The following is a 12,988-nucleotide window of genomic DNA, read 5'->3' on the forward strand; positions in this document are numbered from 1 at the left end:
CCACGCGGAGCGTGGGAACGATCTAGGGCTCCAACCCGATCCCCCGCAGGATCACACTCGTCACCGTCTGCACCGCCCGCTCAAACTGCATGTCCGACAACGGCTGATGGTCATTCAGGATCTTCACCTGATGATCAAAGTCGGCATAGTGCTGGGTCGACGCCCAGATCATATACAGCAGGCTCGACGGCTCCACCGGCAAAATCCGCTTGTCCTCCACCCACTGGCGAATCTTCGCTTCCTTCATCTTGGCCCAGTCATACAGGCTCACATCCAGCGCCTCCCCCAGGGTTGGCGCGCCGTGGATGATTTCATTCGCCCAGACTTTCGAACCATAAGGCCGGCTGCGGGAATGTTGCATCTTGGCGCGGATGTAGCTACTGAGCACCACCCGCGGGTCGTCGAACATCTCGAAGCACAAGGCGTCCTGCTTCCACACCTCCAGCAGGTCGAACAACACCGCGCTGTACAGCTCGCTCTTGGTACTGAAGTAGTAATGCAGGTTGGAGCGCGGCAGTTGCACTTCTTCAGCGATGTCGGCCATGGCGGTGCTGCCATAGCCCTTCTCGGCAAAGACCTTTTCAGCCGCCAGCAGAATCTTTTCGACGTTGACCCGACGAATACCGATCTTGTGATTGCCCATAAGGGCTCCCTGACAACAACATGGCTTCAAGACTACCATCCGCTCTAGATCGCGGCGACACGCCACTGTGAAACTTCGTACAAGAACCTTCCCCGCCGATAGCGGATTGGTTAGCATCGCCATCCCCTCGAAGGATCATCCCCCATGACTATTCGACAGCGAAGCGCGTGCGACGACCCGGTGCTGGGTGCACTGTGGGAACGCTCGGTGCGCGCCACCCATGACTTTCTCAGCGAAGACGACATCCAGCGCCTGCTGCCCCTGGTACGCGACTGCTACCTGCCGATGCCCGCACTTGAAGTGTGGGTGTACGAAGATACCCAAGGCATTGGCGGCTTCGTCGGCACCGGCGGCAATAATGTCGAGATGCTGTTTATCGACCCGAACCGACGCGGCCAGGGCATCGGTCGCCAGTTGCTGGACTTCGTCCGCGCCCGCCACGACACCCTGCGGGTCGACGTGAACGAGCAGAATCCACAGGCCGTGGGTTTCTACCTGCACTATGGTTTTATCCAGACCGGCCGCTCGCCCGTCGATGGCGAAGGCAAGCCCTTCCCCTTGTTGCACATGGCACTACCGAACGACTGACTCTCACCTGAAGGTATTGAACAATGTTGATCAAGAAGACCCTCACCACCGTTGCCCTGCTCGCTTCCCTGCTGGGCGCCTCGGCCGCGTTTGCCCACGCCCACCTGAAAAGCTCGGAGCCTGCCGCCGACAGCAGCGTCGCCGCGCCCAAGGACCTGCGCCTGACGTTCAGCGAAGGCGTTGAAGCGACCTTCACCAAGGTATCCCTGAGCAAGGACGGCACCGAAGTCGCGATCAAGGGCCTGGAAACCCCGGACGCCGACAAGAAAGTATTGGTGGTGACACCGGCCGCACCCTTGGCCGCCGGCACCTACAAAGTGGTGTGGAACGCGGTCTCGGTGGATACCCACAAGAGCAACGGTGAATACAGCTTCAAGGTCGGCCAATAATCCATGGCCACCCTGCTGGTGCTGTGCCGTTTCCTGCATTTCATCGTCGTGCTGTTGATGTTCGGGGCCTGTGTGTTCAGGCCCTGGCTGCTGGGCGCGGGACCGCAACCGGTGCTGGACCGCCAACTGTCGCGCATCACCCAAGGGTTGGCGTGGCTGGCATTGGTGTCGGGGGTGGCGTGGCTGCTGTTGATCAGCGCGAGCATGGCCGGTGTCGGGCTGGGCGCGCTGGAATGGTCGACCGTGCAGTTGGTGCTGGGCAAAACCTTCTTCGGCCAGGTCTGGACCTGGCACTTGCTACTGAACGTGCTGCTGGTTCTGGGCCTGATGACGCCGTGGAAAGCGTTGCGCCTGCCGCTCTGTGCATTGCTGCTGGCGACACTGGCACCGGTGGGCCATGGCGCCATGCTCAATGGCATGGCCGGACAGTTGCTGATCCTCAATCAGGTGGTGCACCTGGTGTGTGTCGGTGCCTGGCTGGGCGGCCTGCTCCTGCTGGTGTTGATCCTCAGGCAATCGCCCCGCTATCCGTTGGAACCGATCCTCAAGCGCTTCAGTGGCATCGGTTATGGCCTGGTGACAGGACTGCTGGTGACCGGATTGATCAACGTGCGGGTGCTCACCGGGCAGTTCTGGCCGACGCCCTTGTTCACAGGGTTCGCCCTGATCCTGTTGATCAAGGTGCTGCTGGTGTTCGGCATGCTCGCCCTGGCGCTGCTGAACCGCCTGCGGATTCACAACTGTGAACAGCGGCTGCCTGCCTTGAAGGCCAGCGTGATGATTGAATGGTTACTAGGTGTTTCAGCGGTAGCCACCGTTTCGCTGCTTGGCACCTTGCCGCCCATGGTTGCAGCGGGATAACTCCTCCCCCACTGACTCCCTTCACGCAGGGAGTCATCGTATAACTTTCGATTGACAACCCCCTGAAACCTCGCAAATATCGCTCCCAATGTTGTACGACAACGTATAACAAAAAATAAAAACAACAAGAAGACAAGGGAGCGTCACTGTGAGCCAACACGTCCGCCATTTCTCCGGCACCACCCGTTTTGCCGCCATCGGTTTGAGCAGCCTGGCCTTTACCCTCCCCGCCACCGCCTCGGCAGAAGGCTTCATCGATGACGCCACCGCCACGCTCAACCTGCGCAACGCCTACTTCAACCGCAACTTCACCAACCCCGCCTACCCCCAGGGCAAGGCCGAGGAGTGGACGCAAAACTTCATTCTCGATGCCAGGTCCGGCTTCACCCAAGGCACCGTCGGTTTCGGCCTGGACGTGCTGGGCCTGTACTCGCAGAAACTCGACGGCGGCAAAGGTACCGCCGGCACCCAACTGCTGCCGACCCGCAGCGATGGCCGCCCTGCCGATAACTTCGGGCGCCTGGGCGTGGCGCTGAAAACCAAGCTGTCGAACACCGAATTGAAAGTCGGCGAATGGATGCCGGTACTGCCGATCCTGCGCTCGGATGACGGCCGCTCACTGCCGCAAACGTTCCGCGGCGGCCAGGTAACGTCCAGGGAAATCGCCGGCCTGACTTTGTATGGCGGCCAGTTCCGCGGCAACAGCCCGCGCAACGACGCGAGCATGGATGACATGTTCCTCAACGGCAAAGCCGCATTCACCTCGGACCGCTTCAACTTCGGCGGCGGCGAATACACCTTCAACGACAAGCGCACCCAGGTTGGCGTGTGGTACGCCGAACTCAGTGACATCTACCAGCAACAGTATTTCAACCTGACCCACAGCCAGCCCGTGGGCGACTGGACCCTGGGCGCCAACCTCGGGTTCTTCACCGGCAAGGAAGACGGCAAGGCCCTGGCCGGCGACCTCGACAACAAAACCGCGTTCGCCCTGCTCTCGGCCAAATACAAAGGCAACAGCTTCTATATCGGCCTGCAGAAACTCACCGGCGACAGCGCCTGGATGCGGGTCAACGGCACCAGCGGCGGCACCCTGGCCAACGACAGCTACAACGCCAGCTACGACAACGCCAAGGAAAAATCCTGGCAGGTGCGGCACGACTTCAACTTCGTGGTACTGGGCATTCCCGGGTTGACCATGATGAACCGCTACATCAGTGGCGATAACGTGCACACCGGGGCGATCACCAATGGCAAGGAGTGGGGCCGTGAGTCGGAACTGGCCTACACGGTACAAAGCGGTCCACTGCGGGACCTGAATGTGCGCTGGCGCAACGCAACGATGCGCCGGGATTTCAGTACCAACGAGTTTGATGAAAACCGGATATTCATCAGTTACCCGCTGTCGTTGTTATAGCGGTTTACAAACAACCGGAAAGGCTTTTGTGGCGGGGGAGCTTGCTGTGGGGAGAGATTGCTGTGGGGAGGTAGATTGCTGTGGCGAGGGAGCTTGCTCCCGCTGGGCTGCGCAGCGGCCCCAAAATCTTGGGAGCGCTTCGCACTCCAGCGGGAGCAAGCTCCCTCGCCACAGGACAGCGATGAGCCTCTATCAACTTCGACCAATAGTGCGTTGACAAGTGTAGGAAACCCTATGGATACTTCGGATCAGTCATACGACAACCTACAACAATAACGGGATCACCATGACCACCACAACCGCCCCTACCCCGTTCAACCGCTTGCTGCTCACCGGTGCCGCCGGTGGCCTGGGCAAAGTCTTGCGCGAACGCCTGCGTCCTTACGCCAAGGTACTGCGCCTGTCGGATATCGCCGACATGGCCCCGGCCGCTGACGACAGCGAAGAAGTATTGCCTTGCGATCTTTCCGACAAACAAGCCGTGCACCAACTGGTGGAAGGCGTCGATGCGATCCTGCATTTCGGCGGCGTATCGGTGGAACGCTCGTTCGAGGAAGTGCTGGGCGCGAACATCTGCGGGATCTTCCACATCTATGAAGCGGCGCGTCGCCATGGGGTCAAGCGCGTCATCTTCGCCAGCTCCAACCACGTGATCGGCTTCTACAAGCAGGACGAAGCCCTCGACGCCCACTCCCCGCGCCGCCCCGACAGTTACTACGGGCTGTCCAAATCCTACGGCGAGGACATGGCCAGTTTCTACTTCGATCGCTACGGCATCGAGACCGTGAGCATCCGCATCGGCTCCTCGTTCCCGGAACCCCAGAACCGCCGGATGATGCACACCTGGCTGAGCTTCGACGACCTCACCCAACTGCTCGAACGCTCGCTGTACACACCGAATGTCGGGCATACCGTGGTCTACGGCATGTCGGATAACCTCGATGTGTGGTGGGACAACCGCTTCGCCGCGCACCTGGGCTTCACCCCGCGGGACTCTTCCGAAGTATTCCGCAAACAGGTGGAAGCCCAGCCGATGCCCGCTGCCGACGACCCGGCGCGGGTGTACCAGGGTGGCGCGTTTTGCGCCGCCGGCCCGTTCGGTGACTGACCACAGACCAACCCAAGGGAATGAGTGGCCATGCAAGCAGAACTGATTGTCGACGCCCGCAACGCCGTGGGTGAATGCCCGGTGTGGGTACCCGGGGAAAACGCCCTGTACTGGGTGGATATTCCCACAGGCGAACTGCAACGCTGGAACGCCACCAGCGGCCAGGCGCAGGCCTGGAAAGCTCCGCAGATGCTCGCCTGCATCGCCCGCACCTCGGCGGGCGATTGGGTTGCGGGCATGCAAACCGGGTTTTTCCGGCTGACGCCCCACAACGATGGCAGGCTCGACACTGCGCCCCTGGCCAGCGTCGAGCACGCCCGCCCGGACATGCGCCTGAACGATGGCCGCTGTGATCGCCAGGGCCGGTTCTGGGCCGGCAGCATGGTGCTGAACATGGCCGAGAATGCGGCCGACGGTGCACTGTACCGCTACGAAACAGGCCGGGCGGTTCACACCGCACTCAACGGTTTCATCACCCCCAACGGCCTGGCCTTCAGCCCGGACGGGCGCACGATGTACCTCTCGGATTCGCACCCGTTGGTCCAGCAGGTCTGGGCCTTCGACTACGACATCGACAGCGGCACGCCGTCCAATCGGCGGCTGTTTGTGGATATGCACCAGTTCCTCGGCCGCCCCGACGGAGCCGCCGTGGATGCCGAAGGTTGCTACTGGATCTGCGCCAACGATGCCGGGCTGGTCCACCGCTTTACCCCCGACGGCCGTCTCGACCGCTCACTGGCCGTGCCGGTGAAAAAACCCACCATGTGCGCCTTCGGTGGCAGCCGCCTGGACACCCTGTTCGTCACCTCGATCCGCGACGACCACAGTGCCCAGTCGCTGGCCGGCGGCGTGTTTGCCCTCAACCCCGGGGTCACCGGATTGCCGGAGCCCACCTTCATCCTCTAGCTGCATCGCTGTGCCTTGAATAAAACAATAACAAGACTGGAGAGACACCCCATGGACTTCAAACGCACTTTGCTCCTCGCCGCACTCCCCTTCACCTTCGTCTTCGCCGGTGCCGCCCACGCGCTGGAAATCAAATTCGCCGACATCCACCCCGCCGGCTACCCCACCGTCGTCGCCGAAGAACAGCTGGGTAAAACCCTGGTGGCCGAAAGCAACGGCGGCCTGACCTTCAAGATGTTCCCCGGCGGCGTGCTGGGCTCGGAAAAGGAAGTGGTGGAACAGGCCCAGGTCGGCGCGATCCAGATGGCCCGGGTCAGCCTCGGCATCGTCGGCCCGGTGGTGCCGGACGTGAACGTGTTCAACATGCCGTTCGTGTTCCGCGACCAGGTGCATATGCGCAAGGTCATCGACGGCGAGATCGGCGATGAAATCCTCGCCAAGATCACCGACTCCGAATTCAACCTGGTGGCGCTCGCCTGGATGGACGGCGGCACGCGCAACCTCTACACCAAGAAACCGGTGCGCAAGATCGAAGACCTCAAGGGCATGAAGATCCGCGTGCAGGGCAACCCGATCTTCATCGAAACCATCAACGCCATGGGCGGCAACGGCATTGCCATGGACACCGGCGAGATCTTCAGCGCCCTGCAGACCGGCGTGATTGACGGCGCGGAAAACAACCCGCCCACCCTGCTGGAACACAACCACTACCAGAACGCCAAGTTCTACAGCCTGACCGGCCACCTGATTCTGCCCGAGCCCATCGTGATGTCGAAAATCACCTGGAACAAGCTCACCCCCGAGCAACAGGTGCTGGTGAAGAACACCGCCAAAGCCGCGCAGATCCAGGAGCGCGAGCTGTGGGACGCCAAGTCTGCCAGCAGTGAAGCCAAGCTCAAGGCTGCTGGCGTCGAGTTCATCGACATCGACAAAAAACCGTTCTATGAGGCCACCGCTTCGATTCGCGACAAGTACGGCGCGCCCTACGCCGACCTGATCAAGCGCATCGAAGCCGTCGAGTAACCCTTTTTCCTCTCATAGATAAGGCCCGGCGCGGTCGGTACCGACGCGCCCGGTTACGGTGAACGCCATGAAGAATTTACTGCTGCGCATCAACGACCGCATTTACATGAGCTGCATCTGGATCGCCGGCCTCGCCGTTCTCGGCGTCGCGCTGATCATTCCCTGGGGCATCTTCGCCCGCTACGTACTCGGCACCGGCTCCAGTTGGCCGGAACCCACCGCCATCCTGCTGATGCTGGTGTTCACCTTTGTCGGCGCCGCCGCCAGTTACCGCGCCGGGGCGCACATGTCGGTGGCCATGGTCACCGACCGCCTGCCGCCCGGCCAACGCCGAATCGTCGGCATCGTCTCACAATTACTGATGGCAACCATCTGCCTGTTCATGACGATCTGGGGCAGCAAATTGTGCCTGTCGACCTGGAACCAGTTCATGAGCGCCATGCCGACCTTGCGGGTGGGCATCACCTATATGCCGATCCCGATCGGTGGCTTGCTGACCCTGGTTTTTGTGCTGGAAAAACTCCTGCTGGGTGACCAGAGCAACCGTCGGGTCGTGCGCTTCGACCTGGTTGAAGAAAGTGAAGGGGCTGCCTGAATGGACGCATTGATTCTGTTGGGCAGCTTTATCGCCCTGATCCTGATTGGCATGCCGGTGGCCTACGCCCTGGGGCTTTCTGCGCTGATCGGCGCGTGGTGGATCGACATTCCGTTCCAGGCCCTGATGATTCAGGTGGCCGGCGGGGTGAACAAGTTTTCGCTGATGGCGATTCCGTTCTTCGTGCTGGCCGGGGCGATCATGGCCGAGGGCGGCATGTCCCGGCGCCTGGTGGCGTTTGCCGGGGTGCTGGTGGGCTTTGTGCGCGGCGGCCTGTCCCTGGTGAACATCATGGCCTCGACGTTTTTTGGCGCGATCTCCGGCTCGTCGGTGGCCGATACGGCGTCTGTCGGTTCGGTGCTGATTCCGGAAATGGAACGCCAGGGCTATCCCCGTGAATTCGCCACCGCCGTCACCGTGAGCGGCTCGGTACAAGCCTTGCTGACGCCTCCCAGCCACAACTCGGTGCTCTACTCCCTGGCGGCGGGCGGCACCGTGTCCATCGCCTCGCTGTTCATGGCCGGCGTGGTCCCGGGCCTGCTGATGAGCGCCTGCCTGATGGTGCTGTGCCTGATCTTCGCGAAAAAGCGCAACTACCCCAAAGGCGAAGTGATCCCCCTGAAACAGGCACTGAAAATCTGCGCCGACGCATTGTGGGGCCTGATGGCCATGGTGATCATTCTTGGCGGGATTCTGTCGGGCATCTTCACCGCCACCGAGTCGGCGGCGATTGCGGTGTTGTGGGCGTTCTTCGTGACCATGTTCATCTACCGCGACTACAAATGGAGCGAGCTGCCCAAGCTGATGCACCGCACGGTGCGCACGATCTCCATCGTGATGATCCTGATCGCGTTCGCCGCCAGCTTCGGCTACATCATGACCCTGATGCAGATCCCGGCGAAGATCACCACGATGTTCCTGACCCTGTCGGACAACCGCTACGTGATCCTGATGTGCATCAACGCCATGCTGCTGTTGCTGGGTACGGTGATGGACATGGCGCCGCTGATTTTGATCCTCACGCCGATTTTGCTGCCGGTGATCCTGGGGATTGGCGTCGACCCGGTGCACTTCGGCATGATCATGCTGGTGAACCTGGGGATCGGCCTGATCACCCCGCCGGTGGGTGCGGTGTTGTTTGTGGGGGCGGCGGTGGGCAAAGTCAGCATCGAGAAGACCGTGAAGGCGTTGCTGCCGTTTTATGGCGTGCTGTTTTTGGTGCTGATGGCCGTGACCTACATTCCGGCGTTGTCGTTGTGGTTGCCGGGGTTGGTGTTATAAGCCCCACACTGCGTGTAGCGAGGGAGCTATTGTGGAGAGGGAGCTGCTGTGGCAAGGGAGCTTTCTGTGGCGAGGGAGCTTGCTCCCGCTGGAGTGCGAAGCGCTCCCGCTTTTTTTGGGGCCGCTCCGCAGCCCATCGGGAGCAAGCTCCCTCGCCACACAAGCATTCATCATTCAATAGGTCTGCTGACACTCATGATGCTTGAACTCGAAGACAACCTGACCCACCTGACGCTGGCGCCAGCGTTGGGCGGGAGTATCGTCAACTGGACAGTACGCAGCAGCGGCCAGCCGTTGCTACGCCACACCGATCAACAGTCGCTGGCCAGCGGCCTGCCGGGGAAGCTTGCGTGCTTCCCGCTGGCGCCCTGGTCGAACCGGGTTGCCGAAGGTGGCTTTGATAACCCATCAGGGTGGTTGGGACTTGAGCCCAACAGCCCGCTGGACCCGCTGCCAATTCATGGCAGTGCCTGGCAACAGGTGTGGCAGGTGGTCAGCCAGACGTCAGACGAAGTGGTGTTGCAACTGGACAGCAGCACACCCTTTGCGTATCGCGCCGAGCAGCGGGTTCAGTTGAAGGGCGGCAAGTTGAGCATCACCTTGCGCGTCACGCACCTGGCGGAAACGGCGACGTGGCACGGGCTGGGATTGCATCCGTATCTGCCCCGCAGGCCGGGCACGCAATTGCAGGCAAAGGCTTCGCAGGTATGGATGAGTGATGCGGCGAAATTGCCGACAGGCCTGGCTGCCGTACCCGCCGAGTGGGATTTTCAACACCCAGAATCGTTGCCCGAGACACTGGTGGACAACGGTTTTTGCCAGTGGGACGGGCGCTGCGTCATCCAGCAGCCAGACCTGGGTTACACCCTGGAATGCCAGGCCACCGGCAGCGACTATTACCTGCTGTATTGCCCGCCGGGGCTGGATTTTTTCTGCTTCGAGCCGGTGAGTCATCCGGTGAATGCCCATCACCTGCCGGGTAGGCCGGGATTGAAGCTGTTGGAACAAGGCCAGTCGGCAGAACTCAGTTTCAGCCTGCAATACAAAACCCTCTAACAACACAAAACCCATGTGGGAGCGGGCTTGCTCGCGAATGCGGTGGATCAGTCAACACATCTGCGACTGACACTCCGCATTCGCGAGCAAGCCCGCTCCCACATTTTTGATCTCCATTGTGTCTTAGGGAGGGGTGTTTTTCAGGCGCCCCGCCGTGTCGATACTCACCACCACCGATAACCCCGGTCGCAGCCGTTCACTCTGCTCCTGCCCCGGATCCACGGTAATCCGCACCGGCACCCGCTGGGCGATCTTGACGAAGTTGCCGGTAGCATTGTCCGCCTGCAACAGGCTGAACTCCGACCCGGTCGCCGGGGAAATGCGCTGCACCGTGCCGTGAAACTTGCGGTGGTCCAGGGCATCCACGGTAAAGGTCACCGGCTGGCCAACCTGCACGTTGTCCATCTGGGTTTCTTTCATGTTGGCGATCACCCACAGCTGGTTCGGCACCAGCGCCATCAACTGCGCGCCGCTGTTGACGTAGGCCCCGAGGCGCACGCCAATCTGGCCCAGTTGCCCGTCACGCGGGGCGATGATCCGGGTGTTCGACAGGTCGATACGCGCCAGCTCCACTGCCGCATCGGCACTGGCCACCGCCGCCTCCAGCGAACCGCGATTGACGATCACTGTCTGCAAATCCTGCCGGGCGATTTCCAGGTTGGCCTGGGCCTGGGCCACGGCCGCGATGGTTTGCGCATTGGCGGCGCGGGTCACGTCCAGCTCGCGTTTGGACACCGACCCATCGCTGATCAACTCCTCATTGCGGCGCAAATCCGCGGTGCTTTTGCGGGCCTGGGCCTGGCTGTCCATCAAGGCCGCCTGACGCAGCTTGATGGTCGCCTCGGCGCTGTTGCGTTGCTGCACCACATTGGCCAGGGACGCCTGCTGCACCGCCAGTTGCGCCTGGGCCTGATCAAGGCGCTGCTTGTAGATACGGTCATCGAGGCGCACCAGCAAATCCCCGGCCTTGACGTACTGGAAGTCCGTCACCGGCACTTCATACACGTAGCCGCTGAGCTGCGGCCCGATGATCGTCACCTGGCCGCGCACCAGGGCGTTTTCGGTGGTTTCCACGGCGCTGCTGAAGGGCGGCAACTGCCAGGCGTAGAGCACGATCAGCACGCCGATAATCGCAATCGCGGCAAAGCCCATGGAAGAGATGATGCGCACCCGCAAGGAGCGCGGTTCGGTGGCCGGCATGCTCGGCGGCGCGGTGCCTTCCGGCGTGGAAGCGATGGCGTTGGTGGTGGTCGTCGTCGGTTCGGTCATGAAGAAAGTGCGCCGCTGGGTTGAACGGGAGGCGCTGCACTGGCGGCAGCTTTAGTGGTACTCATCAGCCAGAGGCTGCGGATAAAGATCCAGATCATGGTGAGTATGGCGATGATCGCGATCAGCATGAACACATCGTTGTAGGCCATCACATTCGCCTCGCGGGTGGCGGCCGTGGCCAGGCTGCGAATGCCCATGAGGTTGCGCAGCTCGGGGTCGGCGATCACCCCGCCATAGGCCGAGCCGCCGCTGGCCACCCGTGCGGCCACACGCGGGTCGAGCAGGGTCAGGTGTTCGACGATCATGCTGGAATGGAATTTCTCCCGCACGATCTGGAACGTACCGAGCAATGCCGCACCGATCAGGCCGCCGAGGTTCTGGCAGATCCCGAACAGCACCGAGAAACTCACCAGGTTCCTGGGGTTGGTCAGTACGTTCTTCGTGCCCAGGACCATGGTCGGCCCGAGGAAGAACGTGCCGCCAAAGCCTAGCAGGAACTGGCTGATGTACATGTTTTGCGGACGCGTGAGGTTGCTGGAGAAACTGTCCATCACCGAGCCCACTGCCATGAAGGCCAGGGAGATGATCAGCGGCATCAGCAAATGCGCGGGGTTGATGGTCAGCGCGCTCACGGCCAGGCCGGCAATCGCCCCCGCCAGCATCACCCAATACAGCGTGCGCATCTGCTCGTTGCTCATGTTCAGCATCTGCATGAAGCCCACGGCACCGGTGGACTGCTCCGAGAGCACCATGCGGATCAGCACCACCGCCAGCGCCAGGCGAATCATCGCCCCGCTGCCCAGCCAGCGGGTCATCAGCAACGGGTTGGAGCGGTTATGCTCGATGGCCAGGCCGGCCATGATCAGCACCAGTGAACAGGCCGAGGCGATACCAATCCACGGGGCCTCCAGCCACCAGTCGATACGGCCCAGGGACAGCACCGCGCAGAGCAAGGCGACGCCGGTGGCGAGGATGGCGAAGGTCAGGAAGTCGAGTTTTTCGAAGGTCTTGAAGCGGTCGCCCGGTGGCAGCTTGAGCAGGAACACACAGCCCAGGCAGGTCAGCGCCATGCCCAGTTCGAACAGGTACAGGCCGCGCCATTCGGCGATTTGCAGCAGGTCTTCGGAGAACAGTCGGGCCAGGGGCAACGCCAATTGCGCGGTGCCCAGGCCGAGCACCAGGGCTTTCATCCGCCACTTTGCGGGAAAGGCCTGGATCATGTAGTAAAGGCCCAGGGAACTGAGGGCGGCGCCGACCATGCCGTGGGCCGCGCGTACGGCGATGGCCGAGCTGAGGTCGTTGACGAACAGGTGGCCGAAGGTGACCAGGGCGTAGAGCACCAGGAACACTTCGGTGAACGCACGCAGGCCGAATTGCTGGCGGAATTTTACCAGCAGCAGGTTCATGGAGACGTTGGTCATGACGTAGGCGGCGGGGAGCCAGGCCATCTCGGCCGTCGTCGCGCCCAGGGCGCCCTGGAGGTACACAAGGTTGGCGATCACCAGCGAGTTGCCGAGGCCACCGGTGATTGCCACGAGTACGCCGACGAGGGCGTAGGCCCAGCGCTTGCGGGTGGAATGCAGCGGCGTCGACGGCGAGCCCGGCAGGCTCGGGCGCTCGTGGGGCTGCCAGGTGTGGGGGGTGTATTTGTCCATTCGGTGGCCTTGATGACCGGCGTTTGGGGCCGGTGGAACGGTTACTCAGGGAGTAGTAAACCTGAGTGGAGTTCAACTTGCCATCTTGGGAGGGATTTGGGCGGTTGGGGTGCATATCCGTTGCTGCGGTAACGGCTGCTTATGGTTCCGCTCTTACAGCGGCTCACTTCTTAACAGCGCAAAAGTAAGCAAAACGC

At 61.7% G+C, this 12,988-nt stretch carries 13 protein-coding genes; 10 read left to right on the forward strand and 3 right to left on the reverse strand.

The features are described 5' to 3' along the window. Positions 1–22 precede the first annotated feature (22 nt). Positions 23–643 (reverse strand): TetR/AcrR family transcriptional regulator, encoded by a 621-nt coding sequence (locus tag HX824_RS04525; RefSeq protein ID WP_003207828.1) that lies wholly within the window; start codon positions 641–643, stop codon positions 23–25. A 144-nt stretch (positions 644–787) separates the two neighbouring features. Here HX824_RS04525 and HX824_RS04530 point away from each other — a divergent pair, with 144 nt between their 5' ends. The 10 genes from HX824_RS04530 (at position 788) to HX824_RS04575 (ending at position 9,867) form a co-directional block, all read left to right on the forward strand. Beyond that, positions 788–1,231 carry a GNAT family N-acetyltransferase gene (locus HX824_RS04530; protein ID WP_003207827.1) on the forward strand — a complete coding sequence of 148 codons (444 nt, stop codon included), beginning with the start codon at positions 788–790 and terminating at the stop codon, positions 1,229–1,231. 23 nt (positions 1,232–1,254) lie between these two features. Further along, complete coding sequence (gene copC, locus HX824_RS04535; RefSeq protein WP_003207825.1) at positions 1,255–1,620, forward strand: copper homeostasis periplasmic binding protein CopC; 366 nt, start codon at positions 1,255–1,257, stop codon at positions 1,618–1,620. 3 nt (positions 1,621–1,623) lie between these two features. Continuing rightward, complete coding sequence (gene copD / locus HX824_RS04540; protein WP_177028346.1) at positions 1,624–2,481, forward strand: copper homeostasis membrane protein CopD; 858 nt, start codon at positions 1,624–1,626, stop codon at positions 2,479–2,481. A gap of 148 nt (positions 2,482–2,629) precedes the next feature. Then, positions 2,630–3,898, forward strand: coding sequence for an OprD family porin (locus HX824_RS04545; protein WP_102369547.1), 1,269 nt, complete (start codon positions 2,630–2,632; stop codon positions 3,896–3,898). A gap of 286 nt (positions 3,899–4,184) precedes the next feature. Further along, complete coding sequence (locus tag HX824_RS04550; RefSeq protein WP_003207819.1) at positions 4,185–5,006, forward strand: NAD(P)-dependent oxidoreductase; 822 nt, start codon at positions 4,185–4,187, stop codon at positions 5,004–5,006. Between the two features lie 30 nt (positions 5,007–5,036). Beyond that, positions 5,037–5,912 carry an SMP-30/gluconolactonase/LRE family protein gene (locus HX824_RS04555; protein WP_003207816.1) on the forward strand — a complete coding sequence of 292 codons (876 nt, stop codon included), beginning with the start codon at positions 5,037–5,039 and terminating at the stop codon, positions 5,910–5,912. 51 nt (positions 5,913–5,963) lie between these two features. Beyond that, positions 5,964–6,935 (forward strand): TRAP transporter substrate-binding protein, encoded by a 972-nt coding sequence (locus HX824_RS04560; protein WP_003207815.1) that lies wholly within the window; start codon positions 5,964–5,966, stop codon positions 6,933–6,935. A gap of 67 nt (positions 6,936–7,002) precedes the next feature. Then, complete coding sequence (locus tag HX824_RS04565; protein WP_003207813.1) at positions 7,003–7,530, forward strand: TRAP transporter small permease; 528 nt, start codon at positions 7,003–7,005, stop codon at positions 7,528–7,530. Beyond that, positions 7,531–8,811 carry a TRAP transporter large permease gene (locus tag HX824_RS04570; RefSeq protein WP_003207810.1) on the forward strand — a complete coding sequence of 427 codons (1,281 nt, stop codon included), beginning with the start codon at positions 7,531–7,533 and terminating at the stop codon, positions 8,809–8,811. A gap of 195 nt (positions 8,812–9,006) precedes the next feature. Continuing rightward, positions 9,007–9,867: an aldose 1-epimerase gene (locus HX824_RS04575; RefSeq protein WP_134327686.1), complete on the forward strand. Its 861-nt coding sequence runs from the start codon at positions 9,007–9,009 to the stop codon at positions 9,865–9,867. 123 nt (positions 9,868–9,990) lie between these two features. Here the strand turns inward: HX824_RS04575 and HX824_RS04580 are convergent, their stop codons facing one another. Both HX824_RS04580 and HX824_RS04585 read right to left on the reverse strand, forming a co-directional pair. Continuing rightward, on the reverse strand, positions 9,991–11,136 hold the full coding sequence (locus tag HX824_RS04580; RefSeq protein WP_003207807.1) for an HlyD family secretion protein: 1,146 nt from the start codon (positions 11,134–11,136) through the stop codon (positions 9,991–9,993). Beyond that, positions 11,133–12,791: an MFS transporter gene (locus HX824_RS04585; RefSeq protein ID WP_003207803.1), complete on the reverse strand. Its 1,659-nt coding sequence runs from the start codon at positions 12,789–12,791 to the stop codon at positions 11,133–11,135. Before HX824_RS04585 ends, HX824_RS04580 begins: the two co-directional genes overlap by 4 nt. Between the last annotated feature and the right edge of the window lie 197 nt (positions 12,792–12,988).

Source organism: Pseudomonas sp. D4002 (genome assembly GCF_013385665.1).
Lineage (GTDB): Bacteria > Pseudomonadota > Gammaproteobacteria > Pseudomonadales > Pseudomonadaceae > Aquipseudomonas.